17 protein-coding genes are annotated in these 17,322 nt (G+C 46.6%); 9 read left to right on the top strand and 8 right to left on the bottom strand.

What is annotated here, in order from left to right:
• Nucleotides 1-172: 172 nt before the first annotated feature.
• Together BS19_RS02780 and BS19_RS02775 are read left to right on the top strand one after the other, a co-directional pair.
• Nucleotides 173-784, top strand: coding sequence for an outer membrane beta-barrel protein (locus tag BS19_RS02780; RefSeq protein ID WP_051686478.1), 612 nt, complete (start codon nucleotides 173-175; stop codon nucleotides 782-784).
• A gap of 79 nt (nucleotides 785-863) precedes the next feature.
• Nucleotides 864-2,522 carry an ABC transporter substrate-binding protein gene (locus tag BS19_RS02775; protein ID WP_038173198.1) on the top strand — a complete coding sequence of 553 codons (1,659 nt, stop codon included), beginning with the start codon at nucleotides 864-866 and terminating at the stop codon, nucleotides 2,520-2,522.
• Nucleotides 2,523-2,531: 9 nt separating this feature from the next.
• Here BS19_RS02775 and BS19_RS02770 read toward each other — a convergent pair whose 3' ends face one another.
• The 7 genes from BS19_RS02770 to BS19_RS02735 form a co-directional block, all read right to left on the bottom strand.
• Nucleotides 2,532-2,777 (bottom strand): hypothetical protein, encoded by a 246-nt coding sequence (locus tag BS19_RS02770; RefSeq protein WP_038173197.1) that lies wholly within the window; start codon nucleotides 2,775-2,777, stop codon nucleotides 2,532-2,534.
• Between the two features lie 127 nt (nucleotides 2,778-2,904).
• Nucleotides 2,905-3,390 (bottom strand): acyl-CoA thioesterase, encoded by a 486-nt coding sequence (locus tag BS19_RS02765; RefSeq protein WP_038173196.1) that lies wholly within the window; start codon nucleotides 3,388-3,390, stop codon nucleotides 2,905-2,907.
• Between the two features lie 181 nt (nucleotides 3,391-3,571).
• Complete coding sequence (locus BS19_RS02760; RefSeq protein ID WP_038173194.1) at nucleotides 3,572-3,781, bottom strand: hypothetical protein; 210 nt, start codon at nucleotides 3,779-3,781, stop codon at nucleotides 3,572-3,574.
• A gap of 183 nt (nucleotides 3,782-3,964) precedes the next feature.
• The gene (locus BS19_RS02755) at nucleotides 3,965-5,401 is read right to left on the bottom strand and encodes a glyceraldehyde-3-phosphate dehydrogenase (RefSeq protein ID WP_038173193.1); all 1,437 of its coding nucleotides are present in this window, start codon (nucleotides 5,399-5,401) and stop codon (nucleotides 3,965-3,967) included.
• A 622-nt stretch (nucleotides 5,402-6,023) separates the two neighbouring features.
• On the bottom strand, nucleotides 6,024-6,467 hold the full coding sequence (locus tag BS19_RS02750; RefSeq protein WP_038173192.1) for a dCMP deaminase family protein: 444 nt from the start codon (nucleotides 6,465-6,467) through the stop codon (nucleotides 6,024-6,026).
• A 1,147-nt stretch (nucleotides 6,468-7,614) separates the two neighbouring features.
• Entirely contained in the window at nucleotides 7,615-8,961 is a 1,347-nt protein-coding gene (locus BS19_RS02740; protein WP_038173190.1) for a magnesium transporter, read from the bottom strand.
• Nucleotides 8,962-9,034: 73 nt separating this feature from the next.
• Nucleotides 9,035-10,357, bottom strand: a complete 1,323-nt coding sequence (locus tag BS19_RS02735; protein ID WP_038173189.1) for an ABC1 kinase family protein — start codon at nucleotides 10,355-10,357, stop codon at nucleotides 9,035-9,037.
• 213 nt (nucleotides 10,358-10,570) lie between these two features.
• Between BS19_RS02735 and BS19_RS02730 the strand changes: the two genes are divergently transcribed.
• Nucleotides 10,571-11,329, top strand: coding sequence for a class II glutamine amidotransferase (locus BS19_RS02730; RefSeq protein ID WP_038173188.1), 759 nt, complete (start codon nucleotides 10,571-10,573; stop codon nucleotides 11,327-11,329).
• On the opposite strand, the gene yjeH is transcribed toward BS19_RS02730, so the two are convergent.
• Nucleotides 11,326-12,576, bottom strand: coding sequence for an L-methionine/branched-chain amino acid transporter (gene yjeH, locus BS19_RS02725; RefSeq protein WP_038173187.1), 1,251 nt, complete (start codon nucleotides 12,574-12,576; stop codon nucleotides 11,326-11,328). The two genes, BS19_RS02730 and yjeH, sit on opposite strands and share 4 nt — an antisense overlap.
• Before the next feature lie 200 nt (nucleotides 12,577-12,776).
• Here yjeH and BS19_RS02720 point away from each other — a divergent pair, with 200 nt between their 5' ends.
• The 6 genes from BS19_RS02720 to yddG all read left to right on the top strand — a co-directional run bounded on the left by BS19_RS02720 (nucleotide 12,777) and on the right by yddG (nucleotide 17,265).
• On the top strand, nucleotides 12,777-13,229 hold the full coding sequence (locus tag BS19_RS02720) for an Lrp/AsnC family transcriptional regulator (protein ID WP_038173186.1): 453 nt from the start codon (nucleotides 12,777-12,779) through the stop codon (nucleotides 13,227-13,229).
• Nucleotides 13,219-14,139: a LysR family transcriptional regulator gene (locus BS19_RS02715; RefSeq protein ID WP_038173185.1), complete on the top strand. Its 921-nt coding sequence runs from the start codon at nucleotides 13,219-13,221 to the stop codon at nucleotides 14,137-14,139. Before BS19_RS02720 ends, BS19_RS02715 begins: the two co-directional genes overlap by 11 nt.
• Nucleotides 14,140-14,245: 106 nt before the next feature.
• On the top strand, nucleotides 14,246-14,860 hold the full coding sequence (locus tag BS19_RS02710; RefSeq protein WP_038173184.1) for a LysE family translocator: 615 nt from the start codon (nucleotides 14,246-14,248) through the stop codon (nucleotides 14,858-14,860).
• A gap of 50 nt (nucleotides 14,861-14,910) precedes the next feature.
• Complete coding sequence (locus tag BS19_RS02705; protein ID WP_038173183.1) at nucleotides 14,911-15,903, top strand: Gfo/Idh/MocA family protein; 993 nt, start codon at nucleotides 14,911-14,913, stop codon at nucleotides 15,901-15,903.
• A 13-nt stretch (nucleotides 15,904-15,916) separates the two neighbouring features.
• A complete protein-coding gene (locus BS19_RS02700; protein ID WP_038173181.1) occupies nucleotides 15,917-16,315 on the top strand; it encodes an OsmC family protein in 399 nt (132 codons plus the stop codon).
• A gap of 59 nt (nucleotides 16,316-16,374) precedes the next feature.
• Nucleotides 16,375-17,265 carry an aromatic amino acid DMT transporter YddG gene (yddG, locus tag BS19_RS02695; RefSeq protein ID WP_038173180.1) on the top strand — a complete coding sequence of 297 codons (891 nt, stop codon included), beginning with the start codon at nucleotides 16,375-16,377 and terminating at the stop codon, nucleotides 17,263-17,265.
• Nucleotides 17,266-17,322 lie beyond the last annotated feature (57 nt).

Raw genomic sequence — 17,322 nt, 5'->3', positions numbered from 1 at the left:
GCGGCCCCCGAATAAGCTAAATGTAGAAAAATTACGACAAAATTGTGCGTGTTTAATTTATCACTATCCCTCTACTATCTTCGCTGTTGTAAAACCCAATGCTATGGACAACATTGGCTGCTTAAGGATGCGCAAATATTCTAATTATTCAATAAGATAGGCAGTAGATACGATGTTAAGAAAAACAGTTGTTGCGGTAGCACTTCTTACCGCATGTTCGATCGCAAACGCAAACCCGTATGTCGGTGGTTCTATTGGTCAAGCTAAATTCGACCACGCCAATGCATCATTAAACTCAGCAATAATGAGTGGTAGCGAAGCACTAGAAATGCAAGACGACTCTAGCTTGGCTGGCAAAATCTATGCAGGTTATCAATTCAACCAGTATTTTGCTCTAGAGGGCGCGATTGGTGGATACGATGCACTGGACGGCGATATTGTAACTGTCGGTGATATGAAGTTTGTAGCGTTTCAGCCTAAAGCTATCTTGCCATTGACTGATCGTTTCAGCCTTTATGCTAAAGCAGGCATCGCTTACTTCAATGCTGAGTTTAAGGTTAGTAATTCAGTCGTTGGCGCGTCAGGCTACACAACAATGTCTGATACCACCATGACAGGTATCTATGGTATTGGCGCTGAATTTGCGCTGACGGATAACCTCCACCTTGAGGCGACATGGGATTACATGAATCCTGAGCTCGAAGTTGTCAAGCTTGCTAGCGCAACGGCGACAATTGATGCAGATATTAACGTCTTCTCTCTAGGTTTAAGCTACCATTTCTAAGCGTTAATGCTGTTGGAGCTCTACCTTTAGGGCTCCTTATGCTATTTTAGCAGGTAGGTTATTCTAACGTGGAGTCGTTGTGAACGATGTTAATCTTAGATATCTTGAGCTACTAATCAAGCATTATCCCTCCAATACCGATTGTGCAGTTGGACTTGACGAACTAGAAACGGCACTGTGCACTTCAAGACGAAATGTCTCAACGGTGATGCGCAAACTGGCGCAACTGGAATGGATTAACTGGCGACCAGCCATTGGTCGCAGTAAAAGCAGTCAACTGACGATCAATAAATCCATGCAACAAGCGCTGACTCAAGTATTAATTCATGAGTTGGAAAAAGCGCATTTTAAATTGATTGCTAAACTTCTCGACCATTATGGTGCGGTGGCAGTGAGGGCGCTCAACATTGCAACAGAAGCGCTCAATCATTCTAACGAAGCCAATAATTCGGTACTTATTTCATCTTATCCTTGGATTAATACGGTTGATCCGGTCGAAACATTTCGGCTCTCAGAACTGCAAGTCGTCAAGAGCGTTTACGATGTACTGATTAAGCAAGATCGAGATGGTCATTTACATCCCGCACTGGCACATACTTGGGAAGTCGACACCAATACCATTACGTTTTGGCTGCGTCCTAATGTCTATCGTCATGATGGCGAGTTGTTAACCATTGACGATGTGATCTGGAGTCTTGAGCGCTTACGAACTTTCTCAGGTCCAGTACAAGAGCTCGGGCGTTGTATCGACCGTATATCAGCCCTTTCAGATCATTGCGTACAGATCACTCTTCATTATCCGAACTCGTTATTTTTGTATATGTTGTCAATGCCTAACGCTGCGATTGCTTGTCGAGAGACACGCTCATTTGGTGGAGGGTACACTTATCATATTGGTACAGGACCATACCGAATAGAGCAGTGGAATGGTGAAAAACTGTGCTTAAAAGCGCACACCGAATATTACTCCACAGGGGCTTTGCTTGAACGTGTGACTCTGTCTCATGACAGTGATGTGATTGAAAACACCCTCAGTTTTAACCAAGAGGTCGGTGAAATTGAGGTGGAGTCAATCAATGCTTTCTCTTACCTGACTTTTCATCCGCGAAAAGATAGCCAAATCAGTGTCGAGACTTGGCACAAACTGGCTGAAGTGATCCGTGAGCAAAAGTCTGTCTATGATCGCCAGAGCGCGGTGCAAGGGGTAGAGTTTCATCACGATACGAATCAGTTAGTTAGCGCAGATCCGCTGCCTAAGCTTGAAGGTCGAATTGTGATTGCTGAGCCTATCTGGACCATCCCAAGTTTAATTCGCAACACCAAATGGCTGCATCGATTAATTCGTTCCACTGGTTTGGAGCTAGAGGTGTTCATTGTCGATGACATTAGTCGACCTGAGATGGCGTCTCAGCATGCTGATCTGATGTTGATCGAAGAGATTATTGAGTCGCCAGTTGAGTATGGGATGTATGAATGGTTAAGTGTGGCGACAGGCCTCAGGTTTGCGTTGACACCATCACAAATGGAAGATCACCAAGCAAAAATCCGTGAGGCAGTCGGCAAAGACAAGCCATTGGTCGCGCTGCGAGAAATTGAAAGCGGCTTATACCAGAGTAAAACCTGCGTCGCGCTATTTTGTGGACAAGAAGAGGTAACGAAAGCTCAGCAAGTGCGTGGTGTACAGGTCAGAAAAAGCGGCTATAGCGACTTCTATCAGCTTTGGATTGCAAACAATTAAGCATAACGTCTATAACTCACGACTCGACGGCGCGCAGCCCAAATGCCTAAGTAGTACATACAGGCTTTCTTGCGAGAGTGCGACTTTACGAAATAGGTCGGCAAAAAGGTCATCGCCGCCAAAGCAAGTACGAATATAGTGATTAATCTGTTCGTCAGCGTAGCCTTCGACATACAGAGTCCGTACCCATTGGTATTCGACCGATTTTAGATTCGATAGGGTCGCTTCGGTCAACGTGGTATTGCCAAAAGCCAAGAGATTTTCCTTCAATGACGCGTTTGAGTGTGAGCGGATTTAAGCAAATCTAGATGAAGGAAAAATGACACTGGGTTGGGTTTGATTAAAATCGGAGCGGTATAGCTCCGATTTGGTACCAAGGTCGTTATTTAAGGTACTTAACGTGGGCTTCCATCTCTTCACCAATCTGTTTGCGCATATTCATCAAACGAATCGCGGAATCACGCAGAGCAATATCTTCTGGTGTTTGAGGAGTCCACTCAGGGATCTCGGTTGGTTTGCCGTGTTCATCCACCGCAACCATGATGACAATACAGTGAGTCGTGAGGCGATTTTTGAGCTTGGTCGGATCACTGGCCTGAACGTCAATCGCGATATGCATTGAAGTTCGACCGGTATAAATGACCTTGGCGCTGACTTCGACTAAGTTACCCACATGAATTGGTGCAACAAAACGAATTCCGCCAGCATACGCTGTAATACAGTATTTACCACTCCAAGCGGCGGCATTGGCGTAAGCGGCCAAATCTATCCACTTCATCACGGCGCCGCCGTGGACTTTGCCACCAAAATTGACATCGCTCGGCTCGGCAAGAAAGCGTAGTGTTATATCGCGTTTACCCGTACTCATCGGTTATTCCTAAGTTGTTATTGTTATCACTCTTTAATAACAAACCACTTACTGTGGCGCAACCTCTATTGATAACGATGGCTTTAGTTATAGCAAAAGGGCAGAAATGATGAGGCCTGAGTGGTCAAGCTTTGGCCGTTACACTCAAGCGAATGAGATCGTATGGCAAATCGATTCGCGCTTATTTTTTAGATACGTCTTCATATTCCCCTTCCAATACAGAGGCATCGTTTTGCTGAGAAAACGCAGTGCGTTGCATCTTGAGCGACTTCTCAATTTTTTTGCCTGTGATTAATGCGGCAATCGTCAATGGAATCGCTAGCATCAGACTGAAAAGAAGCGCGATAACGCCAACAAACAGAGCCAGAATAGTCGAAATAGTTTTATTCATAATCAATACCTCTTACGTTATGCACAAAGTAACAAAATGAAAATGAATCAAACATGAACGAGGAAGCAAAAAGGCCATCCTCACATAAATGAGGATGGCAATACGGGGGATTATTATAAGTATTATGTTGTGGAGTCTTGCTGCCGAAGATTAGCGCAGCGATATTTTATACACTGTTAAGCGCTATTTGGTTGGGTAAGTTTTGTAACGTACACCCATCATCTGTTCCATACAGTGGACCACCTGACAGCTATAGCCAAATTCATTATCGTACCAGATGTATAAAACGCAGCGGTTGTCTTGCGCGATGGTCGCCGCGCCGTCAACCACACCAGCAAAGCGCGATCCGACTAAGTCGGTTGACACCACTTCTGTCGATTCGGTGTAGTCGATTTGTGCAGACAGCTCAGACGTTAGCGCCATTTCTCTGAGGTAAGCATTAAGCGCTTCTTTATCAGTGCCTTTCTCAAGGTTGAGGTTGGCAATGGCCATAGAAACGTTAGGCGTTGGAACTCGAATCGCGTTACCCGTGAGTTTACCTGCAAGTTCAGGCAGCGCTTTCGCGACTGCTTTTGCTGCGCCAGTCTCGGTTAACACCATGTTTAACGATGCACTACGACCACGACGTTCACCTGAGTGGAAGTTATCAATCAGGTTTTGGTCGTTGGTGAATGAGTGCACGGTCTCAATGTGGCCAGACAGTACGCCAAACTTATCGTTAATCGCTTTAAGGATTGGGGTAATCGCGTTGGTCGTGCAGCTTGCCGCAGAGATAATGGTATCTTGAGGTTCAATAACCGCCTCATTGACGCCGAATACCACGTTCTTGATGTCGCCTTTGCCAGGAGCGGTGAGTAGCACTTTCTTCGCGCCTTGACACAATAAATGCTGGCTTAGGCCCTCTGCATCGCGCCATACACCGGTGTTATCAACCACAAGTGCATTGTTGATACCAAAGTGAGTGTAATTCACTTCTTCAGGTTTGTTGGCGTAGATAAACTGAATGTAGTTACCGTTGGCGATGATGGCTTTACGCTCTTCATCTACCACAATACTGCCGTTAAATTGTCCGTGAACCGAGTCACGACGAAGTAGGCTAGCACGTTTTTCTAAATCGCCTTTTTTTCCGCCTCGAACTACAACTGCACGTAAACGCAGCGGGTAACCCGGGCCTGACTTTTCAACCAATAAACGAGTCAGCAGGCGGCCAATGCGACCGAAGCCGTATAGCACGACATCACGAGGCTCAGTGACGGTTTCGCCGTTCATTGCTCCGATTAAAGCGCTGTGCAAAAAGTCTTTTACGCCGTGTTCGTCATCGCGGCCTTGCCAAAATTGATGTGCGAGTTGGCCAACATCAATACGACATGGAGAGAGCTCCATTTCGGTTAGGGCTTTAATCAAAGGCAGGGTTTGCTGAGGCGTTAGCGCGGTGCCAGTATAGCGGCGGGCTAAGCGATGCGTTTTAATGATGTCAATTGTCGCAGCGTTAACGAGAGTTTTACCAAAAAGTAGAACTTCAACGCCCTTATGACGATAAAGCTGGCTAAGAAGTGGAGAGATAGTTTCCGCAATCGTTTGGCTGGTTTGCCAATCTAGGAGATGTTTCTCTGGGCTCATTGTATGTTAGACCTTTCGCGTTTTGGGGGACTGACTCTACTTTGCATTTGTAGGGGTGCTGGTAGAGGGAATAAAATCTTGTGTTAATTTTGTAGTTTTTATGCGGCAGGATTGTAATGCCTAACATCTTATTCTGCTAGAAAAATTAATGTTCTTATCTTCTGCTGTTAAATGGGTTAATAGTGGCGATTGATACTGAAAAGTTACGTCTATTTATACTATTGACATTTTTTGATTAGAGGACTTAATTTTCGACTAAAAATACTTGAAGCACATTAATTATGTAACAGTTTGCCACGTTTAAAGATCGCAAAGCGATGTGGATCACTTGTTCTACTCAATTAGTGAACAAGAAAGCGCAATATTGAGTTCGACTTTAGAACAATAGTGAAAGAGGCAGTTGAAAGGCCATATGACGTTGATAGTAGACAAAAATCTCTGTCTTTAATGGTCAGTTTTGCCGATTAGTAACGCAAAAACTTGTCAATGGCGCAAGCGATGCGCCCAAGTAGAGGGATATGGTGGCACAATGGCTATGAAAAGAGTGATTAGGCGTATCAAGCAGCGCTGCGCAACAACGGGTGTCTTTTGGCGCGCAGCGGCAGTGACGCACTCGCTGGTGTTAACTAATATCGGCGAGAGGCAGCCAGTTTACTTTTACCCCGGCTTGAAGGAACATTTCTTGGCTAACTTTGATTTTATCTCCCCAGCGAGACAAAAAATCCGGTGTTTGTTCAGGGCAGTGCACTGCTGATATACCGGTTTGAATAATTTTTGCTGCGCAGTTTGGGCAGGGAAAGTGAGTCACCCAAATCTCGCAACCATCTAAGTCCCTTTTTGCAAAGAGAATGGCGTTCTCTTCAGCATGAAGGGTTTTTAGGTATTTCATTTCGCGATCGTCAGTCATTGCGCTATCTGAAATGCCGTGGGGATAGCCGTTAAAGCCGACAGAGACAATGCGGTTTTGCTTAGTAATGACAGCGCCAACTTGAGTGGAGGGATCTTTACTCCAAGAGCCAACAAGTTCTGCCATTTGGTAAAAGCGTTGCGCCCATTTAGAAATCATTCAATCTTCCTTTACGAGGTAGGGTAATAAGCCGTGTGATGTGGATGCGCTCATAATATCCTAATTTATGAATCGATAGTCCAGAAAAACTCGCATATTGCGCAACGGCAATTGACCGACTTGCGATGTCCAGTGTCCCTGATCACAATTTGCGTTGAACGAAAAATGACCGGATTTGGGATATTACCCTCAAAGCTTGTGAGAGATCTCTTACAAAGTCGTGAGCGATGTTAGAAAACAGGCCAAGAAAATAGCCAGATATAAATCATAACTATATGATTTATATTGGTTTGAGTGTTTATTACACAGTTTTCATAAAGTATTTTCTTGAAAATATGATTGTGAAAGTGACTCAATCGAATAATCTTAAGTGGTCAGCAAGGAGCAGACACGGAACAGGAAAGACCCACGGATAGGTCATCTTCAGGACGAAGATTCGATTATTCAGGATGAATAATTGGCATGGAAAGCGAAGGACATTGGCTGGACGCTAGTAACTAGGATGGTTACACAAGGAAAGGCAATGGACACTTAACGGACTAAGGCAACCTCTATCAGGATGATAGAATCAGGGACACCGCTTAAGGATTAAGTGATGCGAGTTAGTGAGGAACGCTAACAGGCTGGATTGCCAAGGACACCGCTAGGAAGGCGATGATAAGGAAAGTGCTGAAGGATTCAGCGTACTATCAAGGAATAGATGCAGGGAGCACCTATTTAGTAGCCGGATTGCTGCGAGTAAGAATAGACCCCACTAGGCGAGAGCTTAGTGGGGTTTTCTTTTGCGTGAAATGTATGGTTAATAGAGGCGATATCAGCGTCAGTGTGCCTTTTGGCTATCTGCTACTTTTTTCTATCTGTTCTGTTAACAGCAAAATAACGGCAAAAAAAAACCAACCTCAAGGAGTGAGATTGGCCGATATAGGTGTGAACAAAACAGAGTTCACTAACAACGTCAGTTGGCTAGGTGACCCTCGGCTTATTAAGGGTCATCTAATATATAGCAGTATATGTGCCAACTTTTATAGCGCTGTATTGCGTAGAATGTCGCCTTTTTTAGCTCTAATTAATTGCCTTGGTTGCATATTGGAATTGCAAAATGCAAAAGCTAGCAAAAATGCTAATGATGAATTTGTCGTTATTCGGTCTATATCATGACCAAGCTTGCGGTACCCAAGAAGGCAAAAAAACCAACCACATCGGTGACCGTGGTTAAGATAACCGACCCTGCTAACGCGGGATCGAGTTTAAGTTTATCAAGTGCTATAGGGATCAACACGCCAAATAAAGCCGCTGTAACAATGTTGACAATAATGGCGAGAGCAATGGTTGCGCCCAGAACGGCGGATTGAAACCATAAGCCCGCTAAACCACCAATGATCAACGCCCACAGTAAACCGTTAATTGAGCCGATGCCGATTTCGTTTTTCAACAGCGCCCAACGGTTGCCTGTGGTGATCTGGTTGAGCGCCATAGCGCGTATCATTAGGGTCAGTGTTTGGCTACCTGCAATGCCGCCCATCGATGCAACAATCGGCATCAGAACCGCCAGCGCGACGACTTGGGCAATCACATCTTCAAACAATCCAATGGTGACTGACGCTAAAATTGCGGTCATCAAGTTGATACCGAGCCAAACGCCACGTTTTTGTGAACTCTTCATCACCGGCGCGAATAGGTCATCCCCTTCGTCCATACCGGTCCCGGCCATGAGTCGGGCTTCGTAGATTTCGCGTTGAGTACTTAAGGCAAATTGCCAATCAACTTCTCCGATCAAAGTTTGGTCTTCATCCACCACGGGAATCGCAGCAAGTGACGAGTGTTCAAGGGGTTCGATACTTTCGGCAAGAGTTAATTTGGCATCTAAGGTCAGCACATTGTCGATGGCCAGATTACGTAAACGTTCATTGGGCGCAGCTCTTAGCAAATCGATGTAGCTAACAACGCCGCGAAACTGCTTCTGTTTATTGATCAAATAAATCTGCTGTGGAGCATCATAACTGTAACGCTCCATAAGGATGTTGGCTTTCTCAACCGAAATACTAAATGGTAGGGTGACCACTTTTCTCTCAGCCCAGCGACCGAGTTGATCATCCTCATATTGATTTGCCTGGTCATACAGCTCGAGTTCATCTTTTTCGACTAGATGGAGCGCTTCGTTGATGATCTCTTCAGGTAACGAGTCGGCCCATTCAATGAGCGATAAATTGTCGAGCTTTGCCAACGTCAGTTTTAGTTCGGTTTCTGACAGTTGGTCAATAATCGAGTGACGTACTTCAGCACGCGCTTCAGTCAGAACTTCAATGTGCAGTTCGAGGGGAAGGCTGCGCCAAAGTTTGACACGTTCTTCAATTGGGAAGGCTTCGAGCACCAAGGATACCGAGCCAGGATCTAAGCCTTGCTCGATAGCGTCGTTTAGAATCGTGGCATGTTGATCTTCGTCTGCCTTGCTAATCTGTCCAATGAGTGTTGAGAGATCCTGAAACTGACTCACAGAGTACCTCGATGTAGGAATATTTTTATAGATTACCGTTCAAGTTACTCTAAAGTAGCAGAAAAACAATACTCTATCGCTGCTCACTTTCAAGATATGGCATGACTAGACGGCGAATGTTTACTTTTGCACCGATTCGTGCGGCAAGTAGGTACATCCCTGCGATCTTACGGTGCAAGAACAGCGCGTCAGCTGGTGGTGTATGCCAGTAATCCTGTTCCATACTCAATATGGTGCCTGCCTCACGCAGTCTCTGAGCCAGTCCACTGGCTTTAAAGTCGTATTGCTTGTCTACCAGCATAGGCTCACAGGCCATGTGGACTAAGTTCAACACCGCTTGCCGCTGATGGGGCAAAATCGTTTGGCTGAAGAAGCCTATTTGTTCTAATGCGTGGTTTAAACCTTGCTCGTCATGATGAATTACACTTCTAAACGCCGCTTGATAGCCTGAACTAAAACGCTCGCTGTACTCACGGGTCGCGCCGAAGTCGAGTAGTCCAATTTGATGACTGGATTCAAGGTAGAGATAATTGGCAAAGTTAGGATCAGTTTGGACCATCTTAAATTCAAACAGCTCTTTGAATAACAGCTCCAGTAGGGCATGCATAACGAAATCACGAGTCTCTTGACTACTGTGTTGAATATTTTCGATGCTAGTGCCTTCGATAAAGCTCATCGCTAATATCGACTCTGCTGAGCTTTGAGGGTGCAGCTTAGGAACGACAAAGTGCGGGTGATCGGCTAAAGCCTGATGGTAGCGCGCCATATAGTTGGCCTCGCGTTGATAATCTGCTTCATCATGCAATTGCTTTTTGGCTTCTTCGAGTAGACTTTTATAGTCGACTGACTCCGGAATCAAACCGACGATTTTGAGTAGTGTCCCAACATTATCGACATCACTATCAATGCTTTTCTTAATTCCCGGGTACTGCACCTTAACCGCCAGTTTTTGCCCATCGTCACTGTACGCTTGATGTACTTGACCGATTGAGGCGCTGGCCACAGGCTTGAAATTAAACGCGACAAACTCGCTTTTCCAATCGAGGCCTAGGGCGTTTTCCATCACTTTGTTGAGTTGCTTGGCGGGCATTGGGTCTGCGCTTGAGCGAAGTCGCGCTAGAATCTGAGCCAGTTCGGGATCGAGAATGTCACCAGCATCCATCGATAACATCTGGCCGAGCTTCATTGCCGCTCCACGCAAATGGGCCAGTTGATCGGTTAAGCGCGCAATGTTTTGTGGCGTAAGTAAAAGATCGCGCGCTATGGGCCGCTTGCCTTGTGCCAGTTGTTTGCTTCCTTCGCTGATCACATTGCCTGCGACACGGGTGGCGAGTGAGGCAAATTTGCCCAATCTCGACAGTCTGTGTGTGGGTAAGCTGCGCTCTTTGGTTGACATAGATATTCTCCCTATTCACTGACTTAGTATACGGAAAAGCCATCGGCTTGATATCAAACCAAGAATAAAAAAGCGTCATCATGACGGCGCTACAGCCAGATAGGCGTTAGCGCCTCGGTGTTAGGTTGTTGATTAAAGCATCGCCACGTTTGCTTGCTGAAAGCTTTAAATCATGCTGTTATTAATAAATATGTAAACACTCAAGGAAGCGCTATGTGCCGTTGGTTGGCCTATCAAGGCAGCCCGATTTATCTCGACCAATTAGTCTATGAGCCAGAGCACTCGCTGGTGCACCAAAGTCTTGATGCGCGCAAAGCCGTTACTCGGGTCAACGCGGATGGTTTTGGCCTCGGTTGGTATACCGAACGTACAACACCCGGGCAGTTTCATGACGTGTTGCCTGCTTGGGGGGATGAGAATCTGCGCTCTCTGACTCACCATATTTGTTCACACCGTTTTATGGTGCATGTGCGCTCATCAACGGGCACCCAAGTCTCGCGCTCAAACTGCCACCCATTTATTATCGATAACTGGATGTTTCTTCACAACGGTCAAATCGGTGGTTTTGATCAGCTACGCTACCTGCTTGAGCGTCAATTATGCGAAGTGCAATTTTTGCAACGTAAAGGCACCACAGACAGTGAATTGATTTTTATGTTGATGTTACAAAATGGCTTACGTGACAATCCGATCAAGGCGATACAAACCACCTTGCGAGACATTGTACAGTTGATGCAAACTCAAGCTATTGAGGATCCGCTCAAAGCGTCAATCTGTATCTCAGATGGAACACAGTTCTGGGTGATTCGTTACAGCTCTAGTGGTGATGCGCCAACCGTGTTTATCAAACAACGTGGCTCAGACATCGTGCTTGCGTCTGAGCCATTAGAGCCCGGAGGTGAGTGGCGAAAGATTGATGCGCAGACCATTGTTACGATTTGTGGTGACAAGGTCGTCAGTATCGCTGTTTAGCTCTGCTTGGCCGTCCGCCATCTTTCCCAAGGCAGGTTGAGCAGGCTGAAGACGATGACTGCGTATAGCATTGACCAACCAAGGCATAAGAATACCGCGCTGCATAGCACTAATGATACGCCAGCGAGTTTACGGCTAAATCCGCTCAACAGTTTATACGCCGCGAGCATTGCCAATAGGTAGACTAGCACGAATATGCCGTTGGCCAATTTAAGGAAGAACTCAAGATCCAATCCTGATAATTCTCCCGCGACACAAGACAGTGCCACTACCGCGCCAACGGTGAGTGTGGCGTTAGCCGGGACACCACGTATTGATAATCGTGCCAAACCACCGCTTGGTTTGTAGTCGCGCGCTTGAGCCCACAGCATCCGTGACAGGCTTTGAGTGTAGAGGTTGACGCTGGCAAAGCAGGCAGCAAACCCAATCACGCTGATCAGTGCTTTAAACTGAGCGCCAAACAGCTGCTCAGAGATCCAAGGGATTGAGGTACTGTCGAAAGCAGCACTGCCATAAGCGCCCATTTTTAGGATGATGACTGAGCAAACCCAGTAGGTTGCGCCCGCAATGAAGCAACCAATAATAATCGCAATGGGAAAATCTCGCTGGGGATTCTTAAACTCTTCGCCCATATGAGCAAAGGCTTCGATGCCGACAAAACACCAAAACATGACACCGAGCGCTAATCCTATTGACCAGATACCGTCAGAGGTAAGCGCCGGCAACGCCAAGTCTGCTTGGCTAACGTCACCGCGCCACCAAAATGCGGCAATTAAGGCGAAAATCGCTAACGCGACAACGGTTTGCAACTGACCTGAAGATTTCGCCCCAGCGAGGTTGACGGCCACCAGTAGCGCAACCGTTACTATCTGAGCAAATAAAGACGAGTTTAGACTCGCTGGTAACAGTTGCTGCAAGAAACCAGCCGCGAGCGCGATAGCAGCCGGAACGCCGACTGGGATAACGCTTAAAAACAGCCATGCGACACTTTTTTCTAAGCGTGCGTTAAAGGCTTTACGAACAAAAAAAGCCGTGCCACCAGCGCTTGGGTAGCGTTTACCAAGTTGGGCAAAAGTAAGCGCAATTGGGCAGATCGCAATGAAGAGTACCAACCACGCCCACAGCGAGAAGCGACCAGCAATGCCCGCCACTATCGCGGGCACCATAAACAGACCTGTCCCAAGTAGGGTCGTCGATAACTGACCAATCCCAGATAGTAAGGTGATGTCTTGTTTTAACTCACTCATGATGCGCTCCCTGCACCTTATGCTATTTTTCGGATAGCTTATCCCAAGCCGCGGGTGGATGCAGTAGTCATTTCGTCACAGATGCGCGTCAAATTGTCGGTTTACAGGCAATGTCGCGCTATTGTGGCGACTTTCCAGCGCCGCATTTTTGTGTCACATTGCATTGAACCAACAGGATAAGTTGGCAACAGGAAGCAAAAATGGACAAGTTCGACCAACAGATAATCAAACTGTTAACGTTCAACGCACGAGCGAGTGTGAGCGAGATTGCGCGTCAGGTAAGTTTGTCGCGCAGCGCAGTGACGGCTCGCATTCAAAAGCTTGAACATGAAAAAGTAATTTTGGGCTATCACGCTGATATTGCTCAGCAAAGTGCTAAAGACCCGATCAAAGCCTACTTGGCATTAAAATTTGATATGTCGAGTTCGACGCATTACTGTGAGACTTATGCAGGACGCATCTACCAAATTGATGGCGTGAAGTGGTGTCATGCCATCAGTGGCGAAACCGATATGATGCTATACGTCGAAGTCGCAAGCATGGCGCGTTTGAATGCGATTCGTGATGAGTTACAACAAATCCCTGAACTGCGCCATTTAATGACCCACACGGTCTTGACGGAATTCTTTAATACCTTAAATCATGCTCAATAATATTAATCTCAATTTACTGCGTTCACTGCATGTGTTGTTAGAAGAGTGCCATGTAAGCCATGCGGCGCAACGGCTCAATTTAACTCAGTCAGCGGTGAGTCGTCAGCTTGCGCAGTTACGTGAATTATGCGCAGACCCTCTGTTAGTCCGCAGTGGTAACCAGTTGGTTCCAACCCCGCGAGCGCTGGAAATGCAGCACAAACTGCGTGTGCTGCTAGAACAATTTGAGCAGCTTCTCGCCGACACCTCATTTGAACCGGCGTTATGGCAGCAAGAGTATGTTATTTCATCGAGTGACTATGTTGCGCAATATATCCTGCCAGATCTGGTTGCGGTTATGGTTGAGCAAGCGCCGCAAGTGAATATTGCTTATCGGCTTTGGCAGCCAGACTTTCTTGCTTCGTTTGAACAAACGGGTATTCACCTTGCGTCAACCATGCTCGCGCAGCCTCCAGAGTCGTTGAGTAGTGTCCAAATTGGTCAAGACAGCTCGGTTTGTTTGATGCGTGCAGGGCATCCACTTGATAGTGATGAAGCTCTGAGTTGCCGACGTTTGACGGCATTTTCTCACCTTAAAGTGACGGGTGGCGGCGATAAAGACAGCAACGCCGACATGGGGTTAAAACATGCGGGCTATCAGCGCCGCATAGCACTTAAAGTACCGTTTTTCTCTGCTGCGGTTAATGCTTTGATCAGTAGTGATTATCTAATGATAGTCCCCGAGCATATTGCCCGTAATCTGGCGAGAAATTACCCACTCACCTATCGAGAGTTGCCTTTTGCTAGCGAGCCACACTGTTACTGGTTGATGTGGCACCCTAAATACGATCAAGATAAAGCGCACCATTGGATGCGTGACAAGGTATTGGCTGCAATGCGCACCTCACCTTATTCAATTGGTATGATTTAAAATCATTACTCAAATGAGTAACTTTGATTTCAAATCATTTTGCTAGTGGATTATGTTGAAGTCACTGACTTACACATTAAGCATCATGATTTAAAGGATTGATCGCATGACTCTCACTATCTGGTTTTCACTGTTTACTATCTGCTTGTTGGGCGCCATGTCTCCGGGGCCAAGCCTGGCGATGATCGCCAAGCACAGCCTCGCGGGTGGTCGTCTTAACGGGCTGGCGACCGCGTGGGCTCACGCTTTTGGCATCGGCATCTATGCGTTTGTCACCTTAATTGGTTTGGCGGTTGTGTTGCAACAGTCGCCACTGCTGTTTAAAACCATCAGTTATGCTGGTGCCGCGTATCTTGCGTACCTCGGTTACAATGCGTTGCGTTCTAAAGGTGGGGTGGCAGAACGATTAGAGTCTGGTCGAAAAACCACGGTGTGGCAATCTGCTCGCGAAGGTTTTTTGATTTCTCTGCTCAGTCCGAAAATTGCGCTGTTCTTTATCGCGCTGTTCAGTCAATTTGTCGCGGTTGGGGATAGCATCGCGGCAAAAGGGCTAATTGTTGTCACTCCCTTCGTGGTTGATGGCTTGTGGTACACCTTAATTACTTTTTTGCTTTCCAGTCCAAGATTAATTGATAAAATTCGCTCTAAAGCGCTAATCATCGATCGTTTATCTGGTGTCGTCCTGATTTTGCTCGCTGTGCGAGTCGTCTGGACGGTGTAGTAACGGTCAGACTCATCACCTCAATCGTGATGAGCTAGGGAGAAAATAGAATGATAAAACTGGCGGTTATCGGTACCAATTGGATTACCGATCAATTTGTTCAAGCGGCGCTTAAGTCGGGTAAATACCAACTGACCGGAGTTTACTCGCGTCGTCTTGAGAGTGCGCAAGAGTTTGCCAGTAAGTATGACTCACCAACCTTGTTTGATGATGTGCAGGCATTAGCCGACTCTGACAGGGTCGATACCGTCTACATCGCTAGTCCTAACGTACTGCACGCGCCGCAAGCGATGCAAATGATGCGCGCGGGCAAACATGTTATTGTTGAAAAACCAATGGCGGCCAATTATCAACTGGCGCAGCAGATGTTTGAGGTCGCGCGTGAAAATAACGTACTGTTATTTGAAGCGTTTATGTCGCCACATTTGCCGAACTTTAAACGTCTCAAGCAGTCGTTAAACTCTATTGGTAAAGTGCGTAAAGCGTTGATCAGCTATTGCCAATATTCATCACGTTACGGGAAATATTTGGCCGGAGAAAACCCGAATACCTTTAACCCCGATTTTGCCAATGGTTCAATTATGGACATCGGCTTTTACTGTTTAAGCTCGGCGGTGGAGATATTCGGTGAACCGACATCGGTTCAGGCACAAGCGCAGTTACTTGATTCTGGTGTCGATGGTAGCGGTAGTGTGATATTGAATTACGACGGTTTTGAAGTGGTTCTGCAACATTCGAAAACCAGCGATTCATATTTGCCGAGTGAGATCCAAGGCGAAGATGGCGCATTGTTGATTGAGATGATCTCAATCGCGAAATCGATCACCAAATACACCCGTGGCAGCAATATAGGCATTGATCTGAGCGTCAAACAAGAGTCAAATCCAATGTACTATGAGGCGTTGGAATTTGCCGTTCAACATCAAAATAAAGCGATGAACGACAGTTGTACTCAGCGCTCGCTAATCGTGGCTAAGTTACTAGAAGAGATTCGTCGTCAAACTGGGGTGGTATTCCCAACCGATACACCGCAATCAAAATAACGAGAGAGAAAAGATGCAAGCTGAAGTCAAATGGGTCGAAGAATTTAAATTTTTAGGGCAATCACAATCGGGCCATTCAGTCGTTATGGACGGCAATGGGGGTGCCACGGCGCCAAGCCCAATGGAGATGGTGCTGATGGCGGCAGGTGGTTGCAGTTCGGTGGATGTGGTTGATGGCTTGAAAGAAGCAGGACAAGTCGTCACTGGCTGTGTTGCTAAGCTGACCACCGAGCGCCGCGAAACCGCGCCACGTATTTTTACGTTAGTGAATATTCATTTTGAAGTGACAGGTGACAATTTATCACCTGAGGTAGTTGCTCAAGTGGCTGCAGATTCCTTAGAAAAATACTGCTCGGTGTGTTTAATGCTCGGCAAAGGCGTTGAGATGACGCACAGTTGGGAAATTATTTAAGTTAATCACGTATCATTGGAGCCGGGCGCTGCGTCCGGCTTTTTTATTGGGCGATAATAATGTTCAAAAGCTCACATAAGTTTACCCTTGCTGGCATCGCGGCGATCTTACTCTGGAGTAGCGTGATGGGATTCGCGCGAGCCGTCACCGAAATGCTTGGCCCAGTTGGCGGCGCAGCATCAATTTATACCGTCGCATCTGTGTTTCTTGTGCTAGTAATGGGCGTGCCTAAATGGCGTCTCTACTCACTACGCTATGTATTGATTGGCGGCGGCCTGTTCGTCGCCTATGAGATCTGTCTTGCGCTGGCGTTAGCCATGGCCAACTCACGTCAACAAGCGGTAGAGATGCTGGTGATCAATTACCTATGGCCGGCGCTGACCGTGCTGCTTGCGGTATTAAGCAGTGGCAAAAAAAACAGCGTGTTGGTTTACCCAAGTATCGCGTTAGCGTTTTTTGGTGTGGCATGGAGCATCACTGGCGAGCAAGGTCTGACGCTGGCTCAAATTGCTGCCAATGTGGCGACGAACCCCGTGACTTATGCGATGGCGTTTGTCGGGGCGTTTTTGTGGGCGATCTACTGTAATTTAACCAAACGCATCTCGAATGGACAAAATGCGATCACGCTGTTCTTCATCATGACGGCGATTACGCTATGGATAAAGTATGCGTTAAGTGGCGAAACAGGCATGACGCTTAACCTAGAGTCGGGCACGTTACTGCTGATTTCTGGTATTGCGATGGGCAGTGGCTATGCATTGTGGAACTACGCCATTATTGGTGGCAACATGCTGCTGTTGGCGACGTTGTCATACTTTACCCCTGTGCTTTCTACGGTGATTTCCTCATTTATCCTTGGCTTGGTATTGACTCAGAGCTTTATTGAAGGCGTTGTCATGGTCACGGTGGGATCATTAATGTGCTGGTGGGTAACCCGAGAAAGGGCCTAAGTCGTTGGCCTTGATGTCCTTTTTCTACTCAGTATCAATCTTCTACTCAGTATCAAG

The sequence above is a fragment of the Vibrio pacinii DSM 19139 genome (genome assembly GCF_000711795.1).
Taxonomy (GTDB): domain Bacteria; phylum Pseudomonadota; class Gammaproteobacteria; order Enterobacterales; family Vibrionaceae; genus Vibrio; species Vibrio pacinii.
The sequence above is the reverse complement of the archived record's forward strand: the minus strand, read 5'-3'. Positions and strand labels throughout refer to the sequence as shown.

What these genes read in the sequence shown, in the direction of transcription:
- BS19_RS02780 (WP_051686478.1), top strand. Translation starts at nt 173, where the DNA reads ATGTTAAGAAAAACAGTTGTTGCGGTAGCACTTCTTACCGCATGTTCG.
- BS19_RS02765 (WP_038173196.1), bottom strand. Translation starts at nt 3,390, where the DNA reads ATGAGTACGGGTAAACGCGATATAACACTACGCTTTCTTGCCGAGCCG.
- BS19_RS02760 (WP_038173194.1), bottom strand. Translation starts at nt 3,781, where the DNA reads ATGAATAAAACTATTTCGACTATTCTGGCTCTGTTTGTTGGCGTTATC.
- BS19_RS02755 (WP_038173193.1), bottom strand. Translation starts at nt 5,401, where the DNA reads ATGAGCCCAGAGAAACATCTCCTAGATTGGCAAACCAGCCAAACGATT.
- BS19_RS02750 (WP_038173192.1), bottom strand. Translation starts at nt 6,467, where the DNA reads ATGATTTCTAAATGGGCGCAACGCTTTTACCAAATGGCAGAACTTGTT.
- BS19_RS02735 (WP_038173189.1), bottom strand. Translation starts at nt 10,357, where the DNA reads ATGTCAACCAAAGAGCGCAGCTTACCCACACACAGACTGTCGAGATTG.
- BS19_RS02730 (WP_038173188.1), top strand. Translation starts at nt 10,571, where the DNA reads ATGTGCCGTTGGTTGGCCTATCAAGGCAGCCCGATTTATCTCGACCAA.
- yjeH (WP_038173187.1), bottom strand. Translation starts at nt 12,576, where the DNA reads ATGAGTGAGTTAAAACAAGACATCACCTTACTATCTGGGATTGGTCAG.
- BS19_RS02720 (WP_038173186.1), top strand. Translation starts at nt 12,777, where the DNA reads ATGGACAAGTTCGACCAACAGATAATCAAACTGTTAACGTTCAACGCA.
- BS19_RS02715 (WP_038173185.1), top strand. Translation starts at nt 13,219, where the DNA reads ATGCTCAATAATATTAATCTCAATTTACTGCGTTCACTGCATGTGTTG.
- BS19_RS02710 (WP_038173184.1), top strand. Translation starts at nt 14,246, where the DNA reads ATGACTCTCACTATCTGGTTTTCACTGTTTACTATCTGCTTGTTGGGC.
- BS19_RS02705 (WP_038173183.1), top strand. Translation starts at nt 14,911, where the DNA reads ATGATAAAACTGGCGGTTATCGGTACCAATTGGATTACCGATCAATTT.
- BS19_RS02700 (WP_038173181.1), top strand. Translation starts at nt 15,917, where the DNA reads ATGCAAGCTGAAGTCAAATGGGTCGAAGAATTTAAATTTTTAGGGCAA.
- yddG (WP_038173180.1), top strand. Translation starts at nt 16,375, where the DNA reads ATGTTCAAAAGCTCACATAAGTTTACCCTTGCTGGCATCGCGGCGATC.